A 23,829-nucleotide genomic window follows, 5' to 3' on the forward strand; every position below is an offset into this window, starting at 1 on the left:
GCAAAGTGTGGCCTGTGAACGCCGAGCTCTTCGCCTCCTTCATCGCTTGCGCAGTCGCGCTAAGAGGCCGCGAAATCCGAACGGCAGCCGAACCGTCTGGATATCAATATGATCTGACCCAAATGCGCTCCGTTGCAGGAAATCCTCTAGTCCCTTCCGATCAAATGTCTGCTGGGTTTCAGGGCCAATGAACTGCAACCATCTCATGGAAGAGCAATCCGTCGCATAGATCGACATTGCTCCGCCGGGGCGTAGAACCCTGCGGGCCTCCGCTAGCGCTGTTCCGTCTGGGGAACAGAAATAGATCACGTTGACGGCTAGAACTTTGTCAACGGATGCGCTTTCCAGCGACAGGCACTCGAAGGTGCCCTGGATTAGCTTCAGTCTTCCTCGTTGAATTGCCGCTCGGTTTCGCGTCTGGGCCTGACGGAACATTGTAGGCGACCGGTCTACCCCGGTAATCCTGCCGCTCCGCGCGAGCTGCGACATTTTCCTGAGCGCTAAGCCAGGCCCAAATCCTATTTCGAGCACGTCATCGTGTTCCGCGATGTCCAACAGTTCGATGGCTCGTTTGTTGGGCAAGAGATTTATCTGGCCCATTACCGCCCCGGTCAAACGTCCGAACGTGCCTTCCGGCATGGAAAACTGTTGGGAGATGAAGTCATGCAGGCCTAGGGCGCCCATGCCTTCAATTGTTTTCTCAATTAGCTCAGGCTGCAGGAGCGACATGCGAGGGGCTAGGAGTAAGTCAGGCACTACTGGCGTTAAGGGCGCCTCCTGGGCAATGTCATCGTACATTCGGTTTTTGCTGCTTCTGGTTAGCAACCGGCAAAATCTGTCACTGGCCTTCAATAATCGAAGCCACAGCTTGCGGGTATTTCGTTTGGCGGGTCTCGTGAGGAATTGCGCCAATGTGGCCTTTTTTCATTCACTCGATCCAAGATTCTGGCTTAGTGGAAGCTTAGGCCAGACACATCTCCACCGCGACTTACGGATTCGTATTGTTGGGAAGCCGCTGAAAGCGCACGTTTCCGGTCTTCCCATGACGCCCATATGACGCTCTCACAGCATACTCACCACGAAAAAGCCCGCCACAATGAGGTGGTGGGCTTAGGAAAATACTGTAACGGGTCATGCCTCGCCGTCGATGCCTTAAACGTACCTATGACCGTTGCGCGCCCATTCGTCCCAGCCTTGGCTGCATGCTTCGTGCCAGCCCAGGCTATATTCCGAATTGCAAGTGTCCAGTTCCACGTCTTCGCCCAAGCCAAGCGCTTCGGTAGTAGTCCAACCAAGCGACCATTCATCGTCGGTGTTATCCCCTTCCCTGTCGTCGGTGCCAATAACTTCCACGGCGCCGGCCAACCACGGCTCAAGATCCGGGTCAGGTTCTACCAGGTCCAGCAGGTAGCCGATGACCCACAAACCGCGATTCAAGCAGGCTGCGCTGTTTTGGTTCCTTGCATTTTAGCTAAATTAGTTTGTGAGTGGTTATGAAATTGCCGCAGGGGCTCATGACCACAAACCTAATCCTCACAGGTATCGCGGCATTCTCAATTCTCGTTCCGCTCTACTTCATCCTCAAATGAACAGGACAACAGGGGAATCACAGATTCCGGGTTTCGATCTAGAATCGGCCCATGGACACGATCTTTGATGATCTCACCAAAGCCCTCAGAGCGCGTAGGCATTGGAATGGCGATCGCGGGCTGAACGGCAAGCAAGTTTTCATTCGCATATTAGAGACCGCTTGACGAAGCCACCAACGGCGCCAGAATCATCGCATGGCGATGGGCATCAAGGTCGGCGACGAGGTTGCGATCACAGCGATCGTGCGGAAGCGCGTGACCGAAGATCGGGTCAGCGTCTCGATCCCGCACTATGGGTTTCCACACTCGATAGTGGACCGGACATCGACTCTGAAGAAAGGCCAGCCGATAGAACTCACCGGCAATGTCCTCCGGGTCGACGCTGGCGTGGTCGCCGCTGTAGACGGCCCGGCCGCCGCACAGCTCTGGGTGACAAAGGGGGACGGCAACCGGGCCTTCCGGGAATGGAGATACCCAGCCCCTCAAATATGCACAAAGGCTAATGGAAGGGCAATCTGCACGTTCCGTTCAGGTCGGCTTGTCGACGAGTGGCTTCTTTTTCGTCGGCGGCACATAGCTTGTCACCAGCTTCACGGCTGCAATGTCGACCGTTACCGGCGGGGACAGATTCACAGTAACTGTATTCTCGCCAGCACGAGGCCAGCGGAAAGGGTGAAGGCATGCCGGCGACAGAGCGTCGTATTCAGCCTGTGTCAGTTTGGGGACGCGCTAGACGCCCGCCTTCGAAGTCCGGCTTAGATTCAGCCGCCCATCATCTCCAGAGGCTCGATGAACTTCAGACGCATGCACACACTCGCAAAACGCGACTCAATCAGCGTGTGCTAATTTCCGGAACATTTTACACGAATTGAAAGTTCTAGCATGCGTCGAAAATCAGGACGACCTTTTAGGAGGGGTCATTCGAATGGTTACGCCACAACAAATCCGCAGTGCGCGCACGCTGTTGGGGTGGACACAAAAGGAACTGTCAGAGGCCGCGGGAGTATCTGTCACTTGCGTGGCGAATCTTGACCGTGGAGCAACAACCGGCCCTCACGGAAGGACCGTTTCCGCGCTTCAGCAGGCGCTTGAGGCGGGCGGCGTAGAGTTTATTGGCGAAACGACGATCATTGGACGGGGCGTTAGGCTTCGAACTTGACCCCAAGCGGCGTTGTGACTGTCCCGTCGTCGCTGGCACATCCGCAGTTCGACGACGTAAACGCAATGGACCAGTCGGGCGGAGGAAAGCAACGGCTCGGCGTTCAATGGCGTACAAGGAGACCATAAGCCTCGTCCGACAAGAGTGCCCCTTCGAGGCTGGGCGGCGATTGAAGCCTGATTTAGACCCGTCGCCCCATTCACGGCAGCGACGAGCGTCCCAGGGGTAACGGTCGCGGAGCTTGCCGACGCGGGTCAGCCTCGGTCACATCAGAAACTATAAGCGGCCCCTAATGTTCATCTCAGACCGTCAACGCTTCTTAGGCGTCGGCGGAATGATCTCCTCGACCTGCTCCGTCGTGGGTCTATAGGCGGACAGTTCGAGCTGTCCCGACAATCTGAAGGCGGGTAGCCTGCCATGCGACGAACGGGATATAGCGACCTCGTCAAGGCCTAGCCGTTAGATAAGACCGGTCATGCGGATGAGATGCAGAGCCTGATGCCGATTGCGTTGACGTATTCACCGTCGTTGGCGGACAAATCCCAGCCAAAGAATGCGATCCAACAGAACAATAGGGCAGCGAAACGCATTAGCGAATTTTAGGTCCTCGCTAATTCATTAATCGTTAAAACACGAACGGCCCACCTTTTAGAGGGCCGAGCCGTCGCCGAAGTCCCTTGCGGTCAGCACACCTTGTCGATTTCACCGAGACACCTCGCCGTCTTCACGACGAACCCTAAACAAAGAGTTGGACAACCATGACTGTAGCCGCCGCTCCCATCACCGCTGTCGCAAGCCACCCGATTAGCCGCATCCACCGAGGCACAGTCGCCTCACCCATTATGTCGCTTCTGGCCGTCATTAGCATCATGACAGCCATGACGGGCGCGGCGACGACGCCGTTGACCACGGCGCTCCAGTAGAGCGCCTTGATCGGATTGATAGGCGTGAAATTCAGGCATGCTCCAACTAGGGTAGCGATCGCGATGGTCGCATAGAAAGCCTTGGCTTGCAGCGGTTCACGCTCCAGGCCCACCGGCCACTTGCGGGCCTCGCCCAATGCATACCCGGCGGAGCCGGCCAGGACCGGAATTGCCAGCAGTCCCGTTCCGATGACGCCGAGGGCGAAGATGGCGAAAGCGAAGACGCCTGCGACTGGCCGAAGAGCTTCGGCGGCCTGGCTGGTAGACTGAATGTCCGTGGTTCCGTTGGCGTGGAGTGTCGCGCCGGCCGTGATCATGATGGCGAGGGCGACGATATTCGAAAATGCCATTCCAACGTAGGTATCCAGACGGATGCGCTCGATCGCGCTCTCGGCCTGTTCGGGCGCCTTTTTCAGGGGTTTTCGTCGCGGCTTGGCCTTCTGGTCCTCGACCTCCTGTGAAGCCTGCCAGAAAAACAGGTATGGGCTGATGGTGGTGCCGAAAATAGCGACCACTGCTGTCCAGAACGAAGCATCGAGCGAGAGCTTGGGAATGAACAAGCCTTTTGCCACCTCGCTCCAGGGCACATGAACAAACAGCACCGTGCCGAAATAAGCGAATAGGGAAAGCGTAAGCCACTTCAACACAGAAACATAGCGGCTGTATTTTAGGAAAATTTGAAGTACGACGGAGATAGTGCCGAACAGCACCACATAGAGGAGCGCTGGGCCGCCGATGATGAGCTTCAGCGCATCACCCATCGCGCCAAGATCGGCACCGATGTTGATGATGTTGGCGAGGATCAGCAGGACGACGACCGATTGCAGTAACCAATTCGGATAGTACTTCCGCATATTACCAGCGATGCCGCTGCCGGTGGTTCGGCCAATGCGGGCACTGATTTCCTGGACGACCGACATCAATGGATAGGAAAACAGCATGGTCCAGGTGAGCCCGAACCCGAATTGAGCCCCCGTCTGCGAATAGGTGGCGATACCACTCGGATCGTCGTCAGAAGCGCCCGTGATCAGGCCAGGTCCAAGAACCCCAAGCAGTCGCGGCTTGGATGGCCCAACAACTGGATTTGTAGCCTTCGCGCCCACGATGAAACCCCGCCCGATTAGAAAACCATCTGCTAACGTTCGGAATCGCTAAAAGGTCCAATTTTCAAAATCGGCCGTAATAATATTTGCTGAAGGCGAGAGCCGACCCCGCGCAGATGAATGGGCCAATCAGGGTCGCTAATGGATGGCCCGGAAGCAATCTCTTGACAACCAAGGCGGCTATGGTGCCGGTCAGAGAAATCGCCAGCCCCACGCCTGTCAGGAAAATAATCTTCTGGAGGTTTGAGTCACGGCTCACTTCGCGCCCTCCCTTCAATAATGTCGCCTATCCCTCGCACCCGTTTGCCGGGGTATGTCCAATGCCGAAACAAGATCCTGAGACTTACGTTCCTCATCCACCCCGAAGCCCCCTCAATGTCGTGCCAGTATGCGGTCGCTGATTTCGGCTGTGACTCAGTTTGGCGTAACCCTCCCGACGCGGACGCATAACCTTTGGCAGACCAGATGCGCCATCGGTGAGTCAAGAACCATCCTTTCGGAACCGGTAAACCCGGTCGGGTGACGGTGCCAATGTCGCATCGATCCTGCGGCAACGGCCGACAAGTTGCCCCGTCGGAGCGCTTGCCAGCTTGTTCTTGAGAGAACTCCGGCATTGCTCAAGCGATGAAAAAACCACAGGGGTATCGATTGGTTTGCAGACAAAGGGCTCGCTTGAGCTGCACGAAAGCAAAATCATCACTTCCGCAGTTGCCGGGTCCATCGTTTATGCTCCCGATATTGGGCGACCATCAACGCCGAGCAATCAACCTCCAGCACTTCAGTCCGGCTGCTTCAAAAAGCCCGTCCCAGGTCGACCCGGAACGGGTATGAAGAAAGCAATTGTTGCGGCGGCAGTTTTCGGTCTTCTAGGTGCGAGTTCACAAGCCCAAGCGATCGGGCGCCTTTCGGGTGGCGCAGCCGGCGTGGGACGATCCAGCCGGTGACGAGGCAAACATCCGCTGGGCACGCGGCCTGTGGAATGCGGTCAGACCATTTTCAACCGGCGGCGTTTATGCCAACAATCTCGGTGATGAGTGTGACGAGCCCGTGCGTGATGCCTACTGCGCTAACTACGCGCGCCTTGCCGCTATCGAGAAGCAATACGAGCCGACCAATTTCTTTCGATTGAATCAGAATATCAGGCCTGGATAAATCGAAAATCCGTGGGGGAACCGTGCGCAGTCGCTGGACGATCCTTGCTGTCCTGTTTGCCGCGCGCGCCTGGCCGACATCCATGCGACCCCAGGTACATTTCTGTTCATACCACCGGGGCAGCCGCACAATATCACCAATGTCAGCGAGAAGCCGGCGCGGGTGCTGATGACCGTCTCTCCGCCCGGGCATGAGCACTATTTTGAAGAGCTTGCCAGGCTCGTGGCACACGGCTCTCCAGATCCGAAGGCGCTTTCTGACCTACGCGGCCGTTACGCAGGACGTCGGTGTTGGAGTGCCGACGATGAACAGCCTCGTGTCGGCGCTGCGCTTCTTCTTCACCCACACGATCGACCGCCCCGATCTGGCGCGCATGCAAGTGCGTTTGGCGCATCCGCGCAAACTGCCCGTGGCTCATACGCGACGAGGTGGCCCGGCTCCTCAACGCCACCACCTGCCTCAAACACCAGGCCGCGCTGTCGGTCGCTTTGGCGCCCGCCTGCGCGTGGCGGAGGTCTCGACCCTGAAGGTCGCCGACGTCGACAGCGAGCGCATGCTGCTACGTGTCGAGCGCGGCAAGGGCGGGCGATACCGGAACTCTATGCTGTCGCAAGACCTGCTCTTGTTGCTGCGCAAGTTCGTCACAAAACTAATGGCGGCGCGCCGGCGCATGCGGCTATCGGATACGTTGGCCGGCGACACAATGGGTCAAGCCCGGCATCATCGGGGGTGAAGCACTTGCGCGGCAAGGAAGACCTTCGCCATGCCTCACTGCAGGACTTCCGCGAAGAGCAATGAGTAAGCTTCGCCGAAGCTCGCGCAACAACACTTCTTCTTCGAATGCGATGCGACTGCGGCCAATTCGGCGGCCTCGGGGCACCCCACGGGAAGGCCTTGTTCGCTACAAACGCGGCCATATACCGCCTTCAACAACGATAGATCGCCGGGGTACGCGACGCCGCTTCTTCGAAAGCATGGCCGTTTGGCTCGCCCGAACGATCTTTCTGCTCCCTTTTGCTCGCGCCATCGTGGCGGCGACCGACGCCGTTCGCGGGCGTTACAGGCGGTTCCATGGAGCAACTACACGTGGTCGCTGGGTACTTCCGAACGATCCAGTCGGCGCCCCACTGCCCCGCTGTTGCGGGTTTTTCAGGTAGCCGGCAAAGATCGAGAGCTTCTTTTCATAACCTATGCGCACCATGGATTCGCAGCTGTCGCATCTGAAGCGTCCGATTGTGCGGAGCCAGGAACCAAACCTTACGATAGGGTGCGAACAGGCCGGACAGAGAATCTCCATCGGCACATCGCTCAGTTCACCGCACAAAGCCATTTCTGTCGCTCTCCCGGATTTCCTGTATGGCATGCGTCCAGCTCCACCGCCGTGGCTGGCGGCGGAGCGAGGGCACGGGCACAGGTCAATCATAGACCTTCACAATTTTGCGCGTTCCCGGGTCGACCAGAACTGTGTGTTTGTCGACCACCACATAACGATATTTGACGTTGGGAACCTCGTGCAGTTCGACCGTGTCCGGCAGAGCCGTGCCGACGTTCAGTTCCACCCCAGGAATCTTGACTGAAGCCAGCGGTTGCTTCTTCACGTATTCGCGCACAACGGTGTCCTGCTCAGGTGTGATGACTACTTCCTCAGCCGCAACTGCGCCAACGCCGGCAAACAGGACGAGCGCCGCGGCGGCGCTGGTTAGGTGCATTCTCATACTCTTCTCCTCTTGTAATCTGGCGGCAGCAGGATCCCCTGCCCGCCGCTGTCCGAACTTACGGCCAGCCGCATGGTTCCTGTGCACGGACTTCGGTCGCACACCGATCGGACCAAAGTCCCATCCCCAAAACGGAAAGATCTTACCAAAAGGCGCGGAATGCTCGCGCGATGCTAAGTTGATACTTTAGAGGGAACTTAAGTCAGGAAAGACGCTTACTGGCGAGTGAGCACACACGGCGTTCAAATCTTCGCCAAAGCGGTCTCACAGGACCATCTATCCGATGATCCGTTGGTGGGGACCCATATTGCAAACAGGATCTTAAAGGCGGCTGACAACGCCAAGACGGCGGCGACGTCAGAGCGGGCAGAGGCGATAGAAGAGAAGAAAATTCCGAGCATCGGAGTTGGAGCATACAAAGACGACGTATTGCACCATGAAATTGCCAACTCTCTAACCGGCATGGTCCTTTGCAGCGTACCGCAGTGACTTTTTCCCCGTCCTTTTACTCCTTGCTATCTATACGCTGTTTGCATTCGGTGCGGCTCTGTTCGTTCTTCTCGTACGGATCACGCACACTGCCTAGAATACCTGGCGGGGACTAGCCGAGCCTGGCCGGCCGCTTGAGTAAGCCGGGCGACGCGGCGAACCTTACTCTGTCGTCTCCCCTTATCAGACAATGGATTTTATATCCCTATGATGGACTGCCGGGAGGACAAGCTGGTTGGCGCTATCCGCATCGCTACTGTCGACGATCCTCCACTGTTTCGCGAAGGCGTGACGCGCAGCCTGTCGGAGATCGGAGGCTTCGAGATCGTCGGCGAGGGCGCGACAGTGCTGGCTATTCCGGTTCTGGCCGGCTCCGTCGGGTATGCATTGGGCGAGGCCCGCAAGTGGCCGGTGGGCCTGGAGCGTGAACCGCTGCAAGCCAAGGCTTTCTATGCGACCATCGCGATCGCTGCCCTAGTTGGAGCATGCCTGAATTTCACGCCTATCAATCCGATCAAGGCGCTCTACTGGAGTGCCGTGGTCAACGGCGTCGTCGCCGCGCCCGTCGTGGCTGTCATGATGCTGATGACGGCCAGAAGCGACATAATGGGTGAGACGCCTGTGCCTATGTGGATGCGGCTAATTGGATGGCTTGCGACAGCGGTGATGGGAGCGGCGGCAACGCTGATGGTTGTCCAACTCTTTGTTTAGCGTTCGTCCTGAAGACGGCGAGGTATCTCGGTGAAATCGACAAGGTGTGCTGACCGCAGGGACTTACCCGACGGCTCACCCCTAAAATGGCCTCCTCAGGGGGGTATAGTTCCTCGGTAACGTTAGCGCACCTTTTGCCCGCCGGCCGTAGCCGGCGGGCGAAGCCGTATGGTCCTTTGCGGATCGCAGGAGGTCGCCGCCGACTACTGCGGTTGCTTTTCGTTCTCGGCGGCGCGGAAACCCGACGCAGTTGCATCAGACTCGCAGATATAGGCGCCCTTTTTGGTGTTCCCGTAGTTCCTACTCCCGGCGAAGTGGAAAATTTTCGACTTCAGGTTCACCCAAACCACAGTGCCGGCCGGGCAACGGGCCTTCGCCTGCCCTTCGGTCGCGAACTGGTTGGCACCTGTCGGTGTGGCGGTCGCGGCCGGCGCTGGCGCATTCTTAGTCCGAGTTGTGGTGGTGGTCGGTGCCGTCGTTGTGGTTGGCGCAGGTTTCGAAGGCGTCACGGTCGTAGTGTTCTGGGCCGGGGGAATCACTTCGGTTCCGGCGCGGCAGGCGGCGACGAAATCCTTCTTGGTTTCGCCAGATCCCTTGATCGCATCTTTGTTGGCTGCGTACTCGGCATCGCAGGCCTTTGCCGTTTTTACGTTCCCTGTGGTTGCCGTCGACGCCGGGGCCGCTTTCTTGGTGGGAGCAGCGGTTGTAGCCGGTGCTACGCCGGTAGGGATGACCTCGGTACCCGCGCGACATGCTGCAATGAAATCCGCCTTCTTCTCACCAGAACCCTGAATGGCGGGTTTGTTAGCGGCGTATTCGGCATTGCATTCCTTGGCGGTCTTGGTGGCAGCCATGCCTGCACTCGGCGCAAGCGCCAGAATGGCCGCAGCAACAGCGAGTGAAAACATAGGGGCAAACCGAAATCGCATCGCAAACTCTCCCTTCCAAGCAAGCGGCAGCCGCTCGCGGGACGTTATAGACGCGTGCACTGGGTCTAGCGACTTACGGATTCGTAAATTACGAAAAACGACTGCGTCGGGCTCCATCTGAGTTAAAGTCGACACGTTGGGGCAACCGGAAGGCCGCGCCGGCATGAGTGATCTGCGATGTTCAAAAACAGCCACCCGGGCTCGGAAAATGCTCTATCTGCCGGAGATGCGGTCGGCCCGGAATGGCAGAAGCAGGAACTCTGGCCTGACTTGCCTTGGCTAACGCAGCCCCGTCGCCTTCTTCGCGGCAGGGGTGGCCTTCGCCGCCGCACCGCTCTTCGGGTGATGCGTGTGGGTCATGACCGTCTTAAGTTGGCCCTTGATCTTGGCGTGCAACTTGGCCTTGTCGACGCCTGCGGGGTAAATGCCCTTATCGATGCTAGTCGCCATGCGCTCCAGCAGATCGGTGTCGTGTTCGTCGCGGTAGGGTTTTAGGTCGAGGTCTGCCGGTACTTTGGTAAGCCGTTCATCGTCCATCGTCTTCACGTACTTCTGCATGAAGCGGTCATAGTCACGCCAGGAGATGCCGGCCGCCCGCACTGCGGCTTCTTCCGCCCGAGTGGCGATTTGGTGCGCGTGCAGATAGTGCAGGTCCAATTGGTCGATCAAAGACTTCTCGACCTCCTCGTGCAACAATAGGAAACGGTCGGTGTTGATCTTGCGGCCCTTATATTCCCATTCGCGGGGCATATGCCGGTCGATATAGATCGTCTTCCCATCCTTCGAATAGCCGGCGAGATAGGGGATGTCGTGCTTGCGGTCGAGTGTCTCGACCTTGCGCGCCACAGCATCCAGCGCCCGATCCATCATCAGGCTCGACACGTACCAGTTGGGCAAGCGCAGCTTTTTGTGCGGCGCGGTCGGATGGCAATAGTCGAACGCCATGGGTATTCCCCCTGCAAAAGCGTTCGAATGATAATTGCACGTCATTCCATGTCGCGCAATTCGCATGCGCCTCACCGAGCAGTTCGATAGCGAGACGGCACACGGGCGTTTCGCATTGCAGATGCACGGCGCAATGGCCGAGTACTTCCTTGATTTGAACCGCGAACGAACGATGGAAGGACTGAAGGCTGCTTTGGCTCGCGGGCGTAAAGGCGGTCGCAGGAAAAAGCTTAGTGTCGAAGATGTCGAGGCTGCCACCGCACTGTTGAAGGCTGGTACCATTCCTGTCGCCGATGTTGCCAAACGGATGGGAGTTTCACGAACAACGTTTTATTCTTACTTCCCGTCCGCAAGATTGCGGCAGCGGCAGCAAATTGTACCCGTGGTCGGCTAATTCGGCATCTCCGCTGTAGCTTCGCTGGCCCCGCTAAAGTGCCTACCAGCCTAGCGATCGACAATCCAACAAACAGATTCGAACCCTATGCGAATACGCCATCCTTGCAGCCTCAATCGGCCTGGCAATATAGAGTTGGCCTAGAGCATTTCACCCTTCAACCGCCTCGATAGTTCGAGCGCAACGACTGCCAATGATCTTGCTCGGTTTCCTTGCTCTCGTCGGCATCCATTATCAGGTCTGTAAGAAGCTCCACAAGCGCACAGATGAGGGGGCCAGGAGGCCAGTGAACTGGAGCGTTCGCGATCTTTCGGAAGATCCGGAGTCCACCGCAACACGTTCACCAATTTCGAAACGGGCAAGTCTGGAGGCGAGCAGGACATCCTAGCTAAGCCTCAAAACGCACTCGAAGCGGCCGGCGTCGAGTTTATTCCCGAGAATGGCGGCGGCGCCGGGTGAGGCTGAGGTGAACTTGGATCGAAGAAATTCAGGTCTCGCAAAGTGCTGCACCTGAAATTGATTCGGGCCGGGGACATGCCGACCCCGGCCCGTTGGTATGAAAAAGTTTATGACATCTAAGACGATATCGAAGAGAATCTGAGGGCGCAAGCGGCCTGGAACATTTCGACGAGTGCTAGGTTAAGACGTCATCCTTTTGGTTGGCGGCAGGACCAGACTGTGATTTCGATACCCAACCCCGTTGCGGGTCGCTAAACCGGCTTCACTTGCCTGACCGAGAATGCCTTCGCGGGACGGATGTTCGACGCGATCAACGGGATGCTGCTGGACATGCTCGCCGCCATCGCCCGCAAGGACTACGACGACCGACGCCGCAGGCAGGCTCTGGGCATCGCTAAGGCGAAGGCTGAGGGGCGCATGAAGGGCCGGCCAGAGGACGCCGAACGCAATGGACATGCTGCTGAAGGGCCAGAGCTGGAACACCATTTGTGAGGGCCACCAACTGCTCACGGTCAACGCTTGCCAAGCTGGCTAAACGCCTTGCGCCTGCCCTCGATACTGTAGGCGACCGCTAAGGCGGACTAATCTGAAGCCCCGCGCAGGGCGACGTGATCCCGATGGAACCAGCGAGGCGGATCGCGATTGTTCCTATCTGCCGCCAACTGTGGCCCCTCCGAACAAGGTCGAGATAGATGGAGATCAAGGCACCCAACCCTGCCGGTGGCGTTCTCCGAGGCTTGCGTAGCGAGGGTATGTGGCCGATATTCATTCTGCTTGTGGCAGGCGGGCTTGTCCTCGGATTTGGTCTACTCGCGGAAGAAGTTGTTGAGGGCGACACGACGGGTTTTGATCGGGCGGTACTTATGGCGTTTCGCAGCGCTGGGGACCCTACTAATCCCATTGGCCCGCCTTGGCTGGAAGAAATGGGACGGGATGTGACCTCCCTCGGAAGCTTCGCGTTCCTGGCCTTCGTGTCAGTAGCTGCAGTAGGCTACCTGCTCATCACACGGAAGCGATGGTATGCCGCCTTGGTAGCCATCGCAGTGGCCGGTGGCGAGGCCATTAGCACCCTCCTTAAGGTCGCGTTCGACCGGCCGAGGCCAGATGTCATCCATTCCGCGAGGGTCTTCACGGCGAGCTTTCCAAGCGGACACGCCATGCTTTCCGCGGTCACGTTCCTCACGCTCGGAGCCCTACTCGCCAAAGCGACCCCTGATCATCGTGTCAAAGCCTACTTCGTATCGATCGCCTTGTTCTTGACGATCATGGTGGGACTGAGCCGGGTCTATCTCGGCGTACATTACCCGACCGATGTCCTCGCAGGTTGGTGCGTTGGTTCCGCTTGGGCAATTCTGTGCTGGTCCGTCATCAGATGGGCCGAGCAAAGACGAGGTCGATAGCTTGGCGATCACGCCGGCCCGTGCCGCCGCATCACGCCCCATTCGTGCCAGATCACCACCATCACCACAGCGTCAAAGACGGTCAGCACCAATAGGCCCGCAGAGTGGGTGTAGGACCAGCGATAGACTTGGTAGACATGAACGCTCCAAGCGCCACGAGCGAGGCAGGATAGGACCACAGCCTGCCTCGCAAGAGCCCGACTACCAAGGCCAACTAAATGAGACCGTGGCTGAGTAGGTAGAAGGCGTAGAACTCCTTGTTGGCGATTGAAAAATGGCTTGCTGCCTGCGACAGATGGCCGGCTATGAAATCCTTCGGATCTTCGATCAGTTCATCTTGGGTGAAGGCATTGACCCACGAGGCAATAGTGTCGGTGGTAACGAGATAAAGCAGGATGCCGCCGAGGCATTCAATTAGGGCATGGGCTCCTTTAGCCATACGCTGACCTCAAAGATTTGATGGATGCGGCGTTCGTCGACTGCTCTCATAAATGCACCTCGCGAGTGACAACAACAAGCAAGACAGAATGGATGCAACTCTTACCCACTGGATCAACGCCGCAGCCGGGCTTCACCCCGTGCTTGATGAGGCAATGATTGGCGTCTCACAAATTGGCGTTCCGTTGATGGTGCTGGCTGTGGCTCTGCAATGGTGGGCGAAGGCCGACCGCTACCACGTTCGACACGCAGCCTTGTCGGCCGGGCTTCCGTTCTCGATGGGTCTCGCGATCAACCAGTTCATACTGTTGTTCGTGCACCGAGTACGGCCCTACGATGCCGGGGTGACGCACTTGTTGATTTCGCCCAGCGCCGACTGGTCATTCCCCTCAGACCATGCGACTGCGACCGTAGCGATTGTTGCGGCGTTCGCCATGCAAGGCCTACCCCGCCGAACAATTGCTCTTGCGGTTCTGGCATTTCTGGTCTGCTGGTCGAGAATTTACACCGGCACCCACTACCTTAGTGACGTCGTCGGCGGTGCGGTCACTGGCGTTGTAGCTGCAGTGGTGGTGCGATTGGCCTATCGAAAGAATTCAAGATTGGACAAGCTCATGACCGGGATTCTTTAGAGAGGCTCCAGCAACGTTATGCGGGCTTGCGTTCTCGATGGGTCTCGCGATCAACCAGTTGATAAAAATTTAGAAAAATGCGTTCCTTCGTTTCGAACGCGCCGTCAAAGAAACCCAATATCAGCAATGACTCGCTAAGATAGCCCAGGGCCATGAGACGCTGATCCACGCCGGCGAACAAAATACGACCGTCTTCATCGACACTATAAATCAAACCGAGCGCATTCCGCAAGGCATCCGCCGCCATCGACTGTTCTCCCCGGTTGAAGTGAGCCATCCCCTTGGCAGCCAAAAGGCCACTCAGGTAGGTCTTGGGAAGGAGATCGGAAGAGCTTGCGAGCTGCTCTTCCACCAGGATCAGGTAGTCGTAATTGCGGCCAGAAGCACAATAAAATGGCGCGAGTGACAGCGCAACGTCACACTGCAATTCGACCAATGGAGTGTTCGCGGCGGCAAAACGTGCATCTTCAAGCGTCTTCCCAAGGCGCTCAGATCGATACCCTTCTGCCTGCATCAAGTTCCAACACATCTGCGACCCGCTTATGTAGCTCCTGGCGCTTAGCGCGCAGCAGCCAGGCCTTCGTCAAAACTTCCTTCGTGCGCCATGCACCACCCCGTGAACGCACGAGCTCCCAGCTAAGCCGGATCTATGTGTGCGGGACGACCCTGGACGACGCGTCCACTCTGTGTAGCGGGCCAAAGGTGCCGTCGGTCTATGTTTAGATCCAGGCATCGGCCACCTGGACGCCGCCCTTCACCTTCGGCGTCTTTTCCCCGGCTTGACCCATTGTGTCGCCCGCCGCTTCATGCCCTTCGGCGCCGGCCCAGCATGCTCCTGCACGCGCTTCCAAAACCGTTCTCGGATCGCCTGGCTGGAGTTGATGAAGGCCGAACCGACATAGCGGCCTGTCGCTCGATCGGGCGTAAGGGCGCAGGCAGGCTTGCCGGCTTCACGCTCGACGCCAAGCAACTTGTATTCGTCGACCGAGTAGCATCTCGCCTTCAGCCAGTTCGTCGACGGGCCGCTGCGGTATTTGCTGTCGCGTCGCTTGAATACCATGCCCTCTAGGCCGGCCTGATCGAGGAGGTGGAAGATGGGCTTCGCTTCGCCCGGCAGCGGTCGCTCCTTCACGTGCGAGCGGGTTGCTGGTGGCCGCACCGGACCATCAGGCGTTCGCTACCCACGGAAGATTTGTCTGAACGACATTACCTAGTCTCAATAGGGCAAGCCCATGTGACTCTCCTGCATAATGGGCTAGACAGTCTCACATGAATGGTCCCTTGACATTCCAGCAGGCAGTCTCACATAATGGTCTCACACGAACGCCGATGGAGATCTATTCACATGTCCACGTCAGCATTAGTCGGCTACGCCCGCACCTCCACCACCGACCAGAAGGCAGGCCTTGAGGCCCAGCTCCGCGACCTTGAGCAAGCCGGATGCACCAAGGTTTTCCGTGAGGAGATTTCCTCGGTCGCGATTGATCGGCCACAGCTTGCCGCCGTCCTCGAATGGGTGCGCGAGGGTGACACATTAATTGTTACTAAGCTTGACCGATTAGCTCGCTCTGTGGCCGACCTTGTGTCGATCACCAAGGCCTTGAAGGCAAAGGGGGCTGGTCTTCGCATCCTGGCAATGAACCTCGACACAGCCACTCCTACGGGAAAGCTAATGTTGAACTTGCTGGGTTCAATCGCTGAGTTCGAACGCGAGCTAATGCTTGAGAGGCAGCGCGAGGGGATCGCGAAGGCGAAGGCTGACGGCAAGTACGAGGGGCGGCAACCCACCGCCCGCGCGAAGGCAAAGGACGTGATGATGATGCGGGCGGAGGGTAAATCTGTTAGCGATACAGTTGCGGCATTGGGGATCAGCCGGGCAAGCGTTTTTCGGATCCTGGCAGAACACGCGAGGCGCCCGGTATAAGTTAAACGGCAAGGCGCTCACGCGATGACCGCCGGATTTCCGAGTGCAGATTTGTTGCCAGCGGCAAGGGCCGAACCGGTCATCATCGCAAGGCCATCGCGCCTAGGGCCGCGAGCAGGACGTCCCTTTTCGGTCGGCATCAAGAGTAAGCAACCGTTCTCACCCGAAATCCAAGGACACGAGAAGGCATGCAATAAGACCAGGTCTGTCCTCGCGCAGCGCGAGCGAGAGTCGCGCATTGTTTCTTTCGGCAGCAGCCTTTGCGATCGCCAGTCCTAAGCCGCTTCCTTCGGCCTCCTGGGGCCTGGCGCGGAAGAATCGCTCGAAGACACGCCCAATCTCGTCCTCTTGAATGCCAGGACCCGTGTCTCGGACCTCAATTCTTGCTTCTTGCCCGGTTACCTCCACAGCCACGTCGACGGTCCCTCCCAGCGGCGTGTAAAGCACGGCATTCTCGACCAGATTGCCAAGGATGATCTCGAAGTCGGCAAGCGCACCGATCGCGATGGCCGGATGCCGACTGGTGAGGCCAAGATCGATCGAACGGCTCTCGGCAAGTGGGGTCAGGCGCGCCACAATGTCGACAGCAAGCTGCACCAAGTCGATGGGCCCCGGTGTGGGTGCAGGTTCGCGAGCGTCATAGCGCGCGAGGCGCAAAAGTTTGCTTACGAGGTCAGTGGCTCTGCCGATGCCTGCCTCGAGCTCGGCCAAACGGCCGGCAAATCGACCATCACGGTCGCAGTGCCGAAGGTTGTCTATCTGAATCTGTAGCGCCGAGAGCGGCGTGCGCAGTTCATGGGCCGCATCCGAAACAAACCGCCGCTGTTGCTCTAGCAATGCACGAAGCCGCGCGAGCAGTAGATTGATCGAACTCACGAAGGGAATAACTTCATAAGGAACGTCGTCGATCGGAACAGGGTCGTCGGAGGCGGCGTCTCGGGAGGCTACCGCTACGGCCATGCGATTGAGTCGGGTCATGATCCGATCGATGATCCAGCTCAGCGTTAGCAATGACAATGGAATCAAAACAGCGACGGGGAGCGCCGACTGGAGCGCTGCATCAGTCGCGAGCTCCTGTCTGACGCTCATCTCCTGGGAAACCTGAACGGTTCGTTTCGGCGTCGCCAGTGTGTAGACGCGCCAATTGTTCGTGTCGGTCGAGATATTGGCGAAGCCGGTTGCCGGTTCTCGGCGAATATCAATGGAGGGGTGCGACTGTCGCAGCAGATGGCCGGACGCGTCCCAAACCTGAATGACAAAATCGTCTTCCGGATCGTGCGGCACTCCACCATCTGGGTCGACCACCGGCGAGGGAGGTACGTCCCCGATATAGCGCGCGATTTGCCGAAGCTGATTGTCGAGGAAGTCGGATGCTTCGTTCTTAGCGAGGAGGTAGGACGCCGTCGCAGCGCAGACGCCGATGATCGCCATCAACCCGGCGAGCCAGATGAAGGCTGTGCGTCGCAGCGAAATCGCGCCCTTCACTTGGGGATCATCCATCCTGCACCGCGTACGTTGCGAATGATGGGCTTGTCGAACTTGCGCCGCACGTAGTGGATGAGCACGTCGATGGCGTTGCTTTCCACCTCCTCGCCCCAACCATAGAGCTTCTCTTCAAGCTGACCGCGCGACAGAATGGTTCCAGGGCGTTCCATCAGCGCATGCATCAGCGCAAATTCGCGCGCCGGCAGCACCTGGCTCACGCCGCGATATGTAACCTCATGGCTCGACATATCGAGCTCAACCTCGCTCGTGCTGAGGACCGAGATCGCCTGCCCGCCACGCCGACGCAAAACCGCCCGCATCCGTGCAAGCAGTTCCTTTACTTCGAACGGCTTCACCAGATAGTCGTCCGCTCCTAGATCGAGCCCCGTGACGCGATCGTCGAGTTCGTCACGCGCGGTGATCACCAGGATCGGCCTCGTGTCGCCGGCAGTCCGCAGCGAACGGAGGATCTGCAATCCTGAGCGGCCAGGCAGGCCGAGATCGAGCAGCACAAGACCGTGCCCGCCAACGGCGACGGCCTCGCCCCCAAGTTGCCCGTCGCGCACCCAGTCAACGGAAATGCCGGCATCTTCAAGAGCTTGAACCAGACCCCTACCAAGCATCGCATCATCTTCAATCAGGAGAATACGCATGACACCTTACTATTCCGAGCGTCATCAGTGCGAAAGTCGGGTTGGAGCCAGCGAGTGTCGCGTGGCAGCCTAAGTCCCTCCTAATTTTCTGAGCGCCATATGCCCATCACTGGCGCGAAGAGGAGTCTTAATCATGACCGTTCACCCTCGGACCGTCGCCGCATTGGCTGCGCTGCTGATATTGTCATCGGGCGCATTTCTTTCCGCCTCGGCGCAGGAGAAACTCGTTGCGCCTGAAAAGAACCCCCCTGGCGACATTCCGGATAACCAAGTCTTCGTTACCTACAACTCCCCTGACGGGTTCAGCCTGAAGGTGCCTGAGGGATGGTCGCGAGCGGCGATCGACCATGGCGTTAAGTTCTTCGACAAATACGATGAGATAGACGCAACACTTGGAACGGCGAGCGCGGCTCCGACGGTCGCGTCAGCCCGGGCTAGTGAGGTTCCAGACCTCATGAAAGCTGGGCACGCCGTCAAAGTCATAGCGGTCAAGGACGTGAAACTCGCGGCGGGAACTGCCGTTCGTATCAGCTATCTGTCGAATTCCGCGCCTAATCCGGTCACCAACAAGCAAATCCGCGTCGAGCACGAGCGCTTCATTGTGTTCAAGGGCGGCAAGGCCCTCACCCTCGATATGGCCGCACCGGCCGGCGCCGACAATGTCGACCAGTGGCAGCTGATCTCCAACTCGCTGCAATGGAAATGAATGCATGCCCGTGCTGGAGGCAACCGAGCTCTACCGCTTCTTTCATACCGGCGACGACGAGGTCGTGGCTCTGCGCGGGGTCGGCATCACGCTTGATGCCGGGGAATTCGTCGCATTGCGCGGCCCTTCGGGCAGCGGCAAGTCGACGTTGCTTGCCTGTCTAGCGGGAATCGACGAGCCCGATGGCGGCTCGGTGTCGGTCTTCGGCGAGCGCATGACCCGGCGAACCGAACCGGAGCGGGCTCGCTTGAGGGCCCGCCATTTCGGCATGCTCATGCAGTCCGGCAATCTCTTCGAGCATCTGACGGTTCAGGCCAACATCCGTCTCCAGATGCAGATCTCCGGTCGCGACCGGCCGGACAAAGTCGATGGCCTTCTCGGCAGCCTGGGCATCGAAAGCCTCGCCGGCGAGTTGCCCAACCACCTTTCAGGCGGTGAGGCCGCGCGCGCTAGTCTGGCCGTCGTACTCGGACCAAGGCCAGCGATCTTGCTCTGCGACGAGCCGACCGCCGAGGTCGATGCAGCAACGGAACAGCGCGTAGTCGATCGTTTCATAGAGGTTTGTCGCGGCGGCACGGCCGTCCTCGTCGTCACACACAGCAGCGCGCTGGCCACGCGGGCTGACCGAATTATCGACATCCGGGATGGACGCATTGTCGATGGCTAAGATTTTGGTCATGGCCGCCGATCTATGGCGCAGCTTTCAGCGCGAGCGCAGCGTCGTTTCGGCTGTCCGAGGCTGCTCCTTCAGGATAAACGCCGGAGAAACAGTCGCAATCATTGGCCCTTCGGGCTGCGGTAAGACAACACTTTTGAACCTGATCGCCGGACTGGACCGCCCGAGCTCAGGCCGAATCGAATGGCCGGGGCTCGGCCCGCCTGACGCGCTGCGCCCGGGACGGATCGGTGTCGTCTTCCAATCGGCGAACCTAATACCTGCGCTCACTGCCGTCGAGAACGTCAAGTTGCCGGTCCTTCTCGGTCATGGCACCAAAGCCGAGGCGCGCGCTCTGGCTGCACTGGCCACTTTCGGGGTGGAAGCCCTGGCAGCAAAGCTGCCGGAGTATCTTTCCGGCGGCCAAGCCGAGCGGATTGCGGTAGCCCGCGCCATTGTGACCAATCCGCAATTGATTGTCGCCGACGAGCCGACGGGGCAACTCGATGAGGCCGCAGGCTCGATGCTGGTCGACCGGCTCCTTGCCTGGGGACGGCAGTCGGGGAGCGCCATCGTCATTGCCACGCATGATGAGCGTGTGGCTGCAAAGATGGACCATGTCTGGCGGATGCTTCATGGCAAATTCGAGTGCATGGGCGCGAGGTAAGAATGTATCGACAATGGCTGATCGGACTGATCCGAACCCGTTCCGGTCGCCTCGTCGGTACCATCGGTGGGGTGGCATTGACAGTTGCGTTCATCGCCTGCCTTGGCGCCTTTCTGCAATCCAGCGCGGCCGAGATGACCGTGCGGTCGATTGCCCAAGTGCCCGTCGACTGGCAGGTCCAGTTGTTGTCCGGAGCGGATCCCGCCGCCGTTGAGATTGCGATCCGCTCCGCCGCGCCGGTTAGCACATTGCAGACGGTGGGCTATGCCGATGTGGCCGGTTTCGAGGCGAACACGGGGGGCACGGTGCAGACGACAGGCAGTGGCACGGTCCTTGGGATCGAACCAAGCTATTTTAGCCAACTCCCGGCCCAGGCCCGGCTCTTGCTTGGGTCGGACGATGGTGTCCTGATCGCTCAGCAAACCGCCGCCAATCTGCATGTCACCGTCGGCGACCAGGTCATCATCCACCGCCACGAGGCGTCCGACAACCGGGTGACGATCGCTGGCGTCGTCGACCTGCAGAACGCGGACGCGGTCTTCCAGGCGATCGGCGTACCGGCTGGTGCCTCCCCGCAAGCGCCGCCCGACAACGTTGTGTTCTTGCCCATGCCGCAGTGGGAGCTGGCGTTCGAGCCCCAGCGCGCGAGCCGACCGGATAGCGCTCGTATCGAGTTCCACGTCAAGCTCGATCATCACGGCCTTCCGTCCGACCCGGTCGAAGCGAGCACAGCGGCGACCGTACGCGGCCACAATTTCGAAGCCCGGGTCGCCGGTGCGGCGTTGCTCTCGAACAATCTGGCCGCCCGACTCGACGCAGTGCGCGAGGATGCGCTGTACGCCCGACTGGTTTTCCTGTTCCTCGGTATCCCGGGGATAATCCTCGCCGTCCTGCTCACCCTTGCCGTGGCGGGCGCCGGGGGGGATAAGCGCCGCCGCGACCAAGCGCTGCTGCGGCTGCGGGGAGCAACAATCGATGCCGTTCTTCGCCTGGCTGCGGCCGAGGCGGCGGCCGCTGGCGTCGGCGGCGCGACGCTTGGTGTTCTCCTCGGCGCGCTCGCCACCCACCTCATCTTTGGAGTGGCGCTTCTCAGCAGTGCAGCTGTCGCCTTGCTGAGCGTGGCAGCCGGCATCGCGCTTTCGTTCGCAGCGATCCTGATCCCTGCCTGGCGCGACGATCGCGGCTCGACCGTTGTCGCCGCCCGGCGATCGATCGGTGCGCGCCGGACGCCGCTCTGGATGCGGGTCTATCTCGATTTGGTGCTTCTGGCTTTGGGTGCGGCGTTCTTCTGGCGTTCGACAGCGAGCGGATATCAGGTCGTTCTCGCGCCCGAGGGCGTGGCAGGGGCGTCGATCGACTATACAGCCTTTCTCGCTCCCATGCTCCTCTGGATCGGCTTGGCCCTGTTTGGCGTGCGGCTTGTCGAGGCCGCCCTTCAGTACGGCCAGCCGGCCATCGCCCGAGGTCTGCGTCCTTTCACCGGTCCTCTCGCGGATGTGGTGGCTGCGACATTTGGACGGCAGGGACGGCGACTGACCGCGGGCATTGGTTTGGCGGCTCTCGCCTTTGCCTTCGCTGCCTCAACCGCGATCTTCAACGCGACCTATCAAGCCCAGGCCCGGGTCGACGCCGAGCTAACGAATGGCGCGGATGTCACCGTCACTGGCACAACCGCCGAGCCCGCATCCCAAGTGCTAGATCGTCTTTCCAAACTGCCCGGGGTGGTGGCTGTACAGCCGATGCAACATCGATACGCTTACGTCGGGACTGACCTTCAGGATCTCTATGGCATCGATGCCGTGCACTTCGCATCGGCCACCGCCATGTCCGACGCCTATTTCGCGAATCGCGACGCCAAGGCCGCACTCGCCGATCTGGCACGAACGTCCGATGGCGTGCTCGTTTCGCAGGAAACCGTCAACGACTATCAACTCAGTCGCGGCGACGGCATCAATTTGCGCCTGCAAAGCGCCGTCGACCACCAATACCACGGAGTGCCCTTTCACATCCTGGGCGTGGTGCGCGAATTCCCGACCGCCCCCAAGGATTCATTTTTGGTCGCCAATGCAACCTACATTGCCCAGCAGACCGGTTCCGCGGCAAGTGAAATTGTCCTGATCCAATCGGTCGGCGATCCGACCCGCGTTGCACGGGCTGCCCAACGCGTGACCACGGATCTACCTGCGCTCAAGGTGCGCCAGATCGGGGATGCCGCGGCATTGATAGGATCGAGCCTGACAGCGGTCGACCTCGCCGGTTTGACCCGGCTAGAGCTGATCTTCGCGTTGCTCATGCTTGCCGCCTCCGCTGGACTTGTCCTCGGGCTGGGGCTGGCCGACCGGGAATGCTCCTTCGCCGTCCTCGTCGCGCTCGGCGCCAAGCCGCGGCAGCTCGGAGCGTTCGTTTGGAGCGAAGCTGCCTTGGTGGTCGGCGGCGGAATGCTCTTGGGCCTCTCGGTCGGTGCCGTCATAGCCTATGTGCTTGTCAAGCTGCTGACCGGCGTGTTCGACCCGCCACCGGAGACGCTTTCGCTGCCTTGGGGCTATCTCTTTGCCCTCGTCGTCACCGCAATCGGCGCAGCTCTGCTCGCCGCTACAGGCGAGGCGGTGCGCAGCACGAGGCACGTCATTGAGAAGCTGAGAGGCGAGTAAGCACGACCGGCGGCCGGCGCTGCCATTGCAAAATTGCTGCGACTGGGGGCTGAAACCGTGGAAGGAAAAGTAGAATGAGAAGACAGTCCCTTATGGCCGCGATGCTGATGCTGGCAGCGATGAGCGTCGCCTTCGCCGCCTAAACTTCAGGCGCGATCACCGGGATCAGTAAGAATGCCGATACGATTACTCTATCGGACGGCAAGACCTATACCCTGCCCGAGGGGATCGAGGATACTAACGTCCGAGTGGGGGTGAAGGTCCCGCTAACCTATTCGATTAGGGGCGGCAAAGCGGTCGTTTCGCACCTGGCCTTGCAGAAGTGAGCCGTTGGTGTCCGGGACGCCATCGTCCGCCGCTTGCAGGCGCGCCTTGCGGCTAATCGAACACGTATCGGCTCCATGTGGGCACCGGCTCTAATTCTCAGCTAATCGAACGTGCGTATTGATTGCGGGCCATGCTATGCGGCGATGATGACCATGTGTCGCCGCGGCCGCAGGCACACTTGATCAGCCAAGAGGGCGGCCGAAGTTCCGCCCTCGTTCGTCGTCAGAAAATTTGCAGGAATCCCTTGATGAGACAGATTTTTCTCGCCATCGCGCTCGTTGTTGCTCCGGTGGCAGCCTTCACAGGCTTCGAACTGTATGCAAACAATGCACCTGCCAAAACGGCTAGCCTCGGTGATCTGTCATCGTTCAAGGCCATCATCGCCGACGTTCAGGCCCTCGCCGCCAAGGGTGATTTGGCTGCTGCCTCTAAACGCATTACCGACTACGAAACGGCCTGGGACCAGGCCGAGACCGCGATTCGTCCGCTGAACCAGGACCAATGGAACAACATCGACGCTGCATCGGACGCTGCGCTCAAAGCCGTTCGCCAATCCAGCCCCTCGCCTGACAAGGTCAACAAGACGCTCGCCGCCCTTATGGCGGTTCTGAACAATCCGGCCTAGCCCGCTCGGTGGGGCCACCGCGGCGGCACCATCACACGCCCTTCGGGCCGCTCACCAAGAACTGCGACACGTTCCCCACCCACTCAAAGGATATTAAT

Annotated in this window: 27 protein-coding genes and 2 pseudogenes; 17 read left to right on the forward strand and 12 right to left on the reverse strand. The window is 59.2% G+C overall.

Annotated elements, in window-relative coordinates; genetic code table 11:
* Window positions 1–39: 39 nt before the first annotated feature.
* Both JG747_RS31595 and JG747_RS31600 read right to left on the reverse strand, forming a co-directional pair.
* Window positions 40–798, reverse strand: a complete 759-nt coding sequence (locus JG747_RS31595; RefSeq protein WP_202360807.1) for a class I SAM-dependent methyltransferase — start codon at window positions 796–798, stop codon at window positions 40–42.
* Window positions 799–1,152: 354 nt separating this feature from the next.
* Window positions 1,153–1,437, reverse strand: coding sequence for a hypothetical protein (locus tag JG747_RS31600; RefSeq protein ID WP_202360808.1), 285 nt, complete (start codon window positions 1,435–1,437; stop codon window positions 1,153–1,155).
* Between the two features lie 1,077 nt (window positions 1,438–2,514).
* Here JG747_RS31600 and JG747_RS31605 point away from each other — a divergent pair.
* On the forward strand, window positions 2,515–2,748 hold the full coding sequence (locus JG747_RS31605; RefSeq protein ID WP_202356190.1) for a helix-turn-helix domain-containing protein: 234 nt from the start codon (window positions 2,515–2,517) through the stop codon (window positions 2,746–2,748).
* A gap of 736 nt (window positions 2,749–3,484) precedes the next feature.
* On the opposite strand, the gene JG747_RS31610 is transcribed toward JG747_RS31605, so the two are convergent.
* Complete coding sequence (locus tag JG747_RS31610) at window positions 3,485–4,774, reverse strand: NRAMP family divalent metal transporter (protein WP_244748291.1); 1,290 nt, start codon at window positions 4,772–4,774, stop codon at window positions 3,485–3,487.
* A gap of 64 nt (window positions 4,775–4,838) precedes the next feature.
* Window positions 4,839–5,033: a hypothetical protein gene (locus tag JG747_RS31615; RefSeq protein ID WP_202360809.1), complete on the reverse strand. Its 195-nt coding sequence runs from the start codon at window positions 5,031–5,033 to the stop codon at window positions 4,839–4,841.
* Between the two features lie 650 nt (window positions 5,034–5,683).
* On the opposite strand from JG747_RS31615, the gene JG747_RS31620 reads away from it, so the two are divergent.
* From JG747_RS31620 to JG747_RS31625, 3 genes and pseudogenes are all read left to right on the forward strand, one after another.
* Window positions 5,684–5,926, forward strand: a complete 243-nt coding sequence (locus tag JG747_RS31620) for a BBE domain-containing protein (RefSeq protein ID WP_244748293.1) — start codon at window positions 5,684–5,686, stop codon at window positions 5,924–5,926.
* Between the two features lie 78 nt (window positions 5,927–6,004).
* Window positions 6,005–6,202 (forward strand): annotated as a pseudogene (locus tag JG747_RS37205) (cupin domain-containing protein); the annotation flags it as partial.
* 28 nt (window positions 6,203–6,230) lie between these two features.
* Window positions 6,231–6,659 carry a hypothetical protein gene (locus JG747_RS31625; protein WP_244748294.1) on the forward strand — a complete coding sequence of 143 codons (429 nt, stop codon included), beginning with the start codon at window positions 6,231–6,233 and terminating at the stop codon, window positions 6,657–6,659.
* Between the two features lie 682 nt (window positions 6,660–7,341).
* On the opposite strand, the gene JG747_RS31630 is transcribed toward JG747_RS31625, so the two are convergent.
* Entirely contained in the window at window positions 7,342–7,641 is a 300-nt protein-coding gene (locus JG747_RS31630) for a DUF1236 domain-containing protein (RefSeq protein ID WP_202360810.1), read from the reverse strand.
* Between the two features lie 225 nt (window positions 7,642–7,866).
* On the opposite strand from JG747_RS31630, the gene JG747_RS31635 reads away from it, so the two are divergent.
* Entirely contained in the window at window positions 7,867–8,130 is a 264-nt protein-coding gene (locus tag JG747_RS31635; protein WP_202360811.1) for a hypothetical protein, read from the forward strand.
* Between the two features lie 207 nt (window positions 8,131–8,337).
* Window positions 8,338–8,841 carry a divalent metal cation transporter gene (locus JG747_RS31640; RefSeq protein WP_202360812.1) on the forward strand — a complete coding sequence of 168 codons (504 nt, stop codon included), beginning with the start codon at window positions 8,338–8,340 and terminating at the stop codon, window positions 8,839–8,841.
* Between the two features lie 203 nt (window positions 8,842–9,044).
* On the opposite strand, the gene JG747_RS31645 is transcribed toward JG747_RS31640, so the two are convergent.
* Complete coding sequence (locus JG747_RS31645) at window positions 9,045–9,695, reverse strand: hypothetical protein (RefSeq protein ID WP_202360813.1); 651 nt, start codon at window positions 9,693–9,695, stop codon at window positions 9,045–9,047.
* A gap of 354 nt (window positions 9,696–10,049) precedes the next feature.
* Window positions 10,050–10,715 (reverse strand): hypothetical protein, encoded by a 666-nt coding sequence (locus tag JG747_RS31650; protein ID WP_202360814.1) that lies wholly within the window; start codon window positions 10,713–10,715, stop codon window positions 10,050–10,052.
* Between the two features lie 70 nt (window positions 10,716–10,785).
* Between JG747_RS31650 and JG747_RS31655 the strand changes: the two are divergent.
* From JG747_RS31655 to JG747_RS31665, 3 genes and pseudogenes are all read left to right on the forward strand, one after another.
* Window positions 10,786–11,109: pseudogene (locus JG747_RS31655) on the forward strand (helix-turn-helix domain-containing protein); the annotation flags it as partial.
* Window positions 11,110–11,865: 756 nt separating this feature from the next.
* Window positions 11,866–12,060: a hypothetical protein gene (locus JG747_RS31660; protein ID WP_342216760.1), complete on the forward strand. Its 195-nt coding sequence runs from the start codon at window positions 11,866–11,868 to the stop codon at window positions 12,058–12,060.
* Between the two features lie 200 nt (window positions 12,061–12,260).
* Window positions 12,261–12,968 carry a phosphatase PAP2 family protein gene (locus JG747_RS31665; RefSeq protein ID WP_202360815.1) on the forward strand — a complete coding sequence of 236 codons (708 nt, stop codon included), beginning with the start codon at window positions 12,261–12,263 and terminating at the stop codon, window positions 12,966–12,968.
* Between the two features lie 214 nt (window positions 12,969–13,182).
* On the opposite strand, the gene JG747_RS37695 is transcribed toward JG747_RS31665, so the two are convergent.
* Entirely contained in the window at window positions 13,183–13,407 is a 225-nt protein-coding gene (locus tag JG747_RS37695; RefSeq protein ID WP_342216761.1) for a DUF2127 domain-containing protein, read from the reverse strand.
* Window positions 13,408–13,495: 88 nt separating this feature from the next.
* On the opposite strand from JG747_RS37695, the gene JG747_RS31675 reads away from it, so the two are divergent.
* Window positions 13,496–14,038: a phosphatase PAP2 family protein gene (locus JG747_RS31675; RefSeq protein ID WP_202360816.1), complete on the forward strand. Its 543-nt coding sequence runs from the start codon at window positions 13,496–13,498 to the stop codon at window positions 14,036–14,038.
* Between the two features lie 16 nt (window positions 14,039–14,054).
* Here JG747_RS31675 and JG747_RS31680 read toward each other — a convergent pair whose 3' ends face one another.
* Both JG747_RS31680 and JG747_RS31685 read right to left on the reverse strand, forming a co-directional pair.
* The gene (locus tag JG747_RS31680; RefSeq protein ID WP_202360817.1) at window positions 14,055–14,555 is read right to left on the reverse strand and encodes a hypothetical protein; all 501 of its coding nucleotides are present in this window, start codon (window positions 14,553–14,555) and stop codon (window positions 14,055–14,057) included.
* Window positions 14,556–14,792: 237 nt separating this feature from the next.
* Complete coding sequence (locus JG747_RS31685) at window positions 14,793–15,170, reverse strand: hypothetical protein (RefSeq protein ID WP_244748296.1); 378 nt, start codon at window positions 15,168–15,170, stop codon at window positions 14,793–14,795.
* Window positions 15,171–15,383: 213 nt separating this feature from the next.
* On the opposite strand from JG747_RS31685, the gene JG747_RS31690 reads away from it, so the two are divergent.
* Window positions 15,384–15,962 (forward strand): recombinase family protein, encoded by a 579-nt coding sequence (locus JG747_RS31690; RefSeq protein ID WP_202360818.1) that lies wholly within the window; start codon window positions 15,384–15,386, stop codon window positions 15,960–15,962.
* A gap of 159 nt (window positions 15,963–16,121) precedes the next feature.
* Here the strand turns inward: JG747_RS31690 and JG747_RS31695 are convergent, their stop codons facing one another.
* Window positions 16,122–17,462: an ATP-binding protein gene (locus JG747_RS31695; RefSeq protein WP_244748297.1), complete on the reverse strand. Its 1,341-nt coding sequence runs from the start codon at window positions 17,460–17,462 to the stop codon at window positions 16,122–16,124.
* Entirely contained in the window at window positions 17,444–18,100 is a 657-nt protein-coding gene (locus JG747_RS31700) for a response regulator (RefSeq protein WP_202360819.1), read from the reverse strand. The genes JG747_RS31695 and JG747_RS31700 overlap by 19 nt, the downstream gene beginning before the upstream one ends.
* Window positions 18,101–18,233: 133 nt before the next feature.
* Here JG747_RS31700 and JG747_RS31705 point away from each other — a divergent pair, with 133 nt between their 5' ends.
* The 6 genes from JG747_RS31705 to JG747_RS31730 all read left to right on the forward strand — a co-directional run bounded on the left by JG747_RS31705 (window position 18,234) and on the right by JG747_RS31730 (window position 23,731).
* Entirely contained in the window at window positions 18,234–18,806 is a 573-nt protein-coding gene (locus JG747_RS31705; protein WP_202360820.1) for a hypothetical protein, read from the forward strand.
* Window positions 18,807–18,810: 4 nt separating this feature from the next.
* Window positions 18,811–19,473 carry an ABC transporter ATP-binding protein gene (locus JG747_RS31710; protein WP_202360821.1) on the forward strand — a complete coding sequence of 221 codons (663 nt, stop codon included), beginning with the start codon at window positions 18,811–18,813 and terminating at the stop codon, window positions 19,471–19,473.
* Entirely contained in the window at window positions 19,466–20,128 is a 663-nt protein-coding gene (locus tag JG747_RS31715; protein WP_202360822.1) for an ABC transporter ATP-binding protein, read from the forward strand. Before JG747_RS31710 ends, JG747_RS31715 begins: the two co-directional genes overlap by 8 nt.
* Before the next feature lie 2 nt (window positions 20,129–20,130).
* Window positions 20,131–22,779: an ABC transporter permease gene (locus JG747_RS31720; RefSeq protein WP_202360823.1), complete on the forward strand. Its 2,649-nt coding sequence runs from the start codon at window positions 20,131–20,133 to the stop codon at window positions 22,777–22,779.
* Between the two features lie 185 nt (window positions 22,780–22,964).
* Window positions 22,965–23,105: a DUF1344 domain-containing protein gene (locus tag JG747_RS37210; protein ID WP_244748449.1), complete on the forward strand. Its 141-nt coding sequence runs from the start codon at window positions 22,965–22,967 to the stop codon at window positions 23,103–23,105.
* A gap of 248 nt (window positions 23,106–23,353) precedes the next feature.
* A complete protein-coding gene (locus JG747_RS31730) occupies window positions 23,354–23,731 on the forward strand; it encodes a hypothetical protein (protein WP_202360824.1) in 378 nt (125 codons plus the stop codon).
* The last annotated feature ends 98 nt before the right edge of the window (window positions 23,732–23,829 follow it).

Origin of the sequence: Mesorhizobium sp. 131-3-5, assembly GCF_016756575.1 — a bacterium.
Taxonomy (GTDB): Bacteria; Pseudomonadota; Alphaproteobacteria; order Rhizobiales; family Rhizobiaceae; genus Mesorhizobium; species Mesorhizobium jarvisii.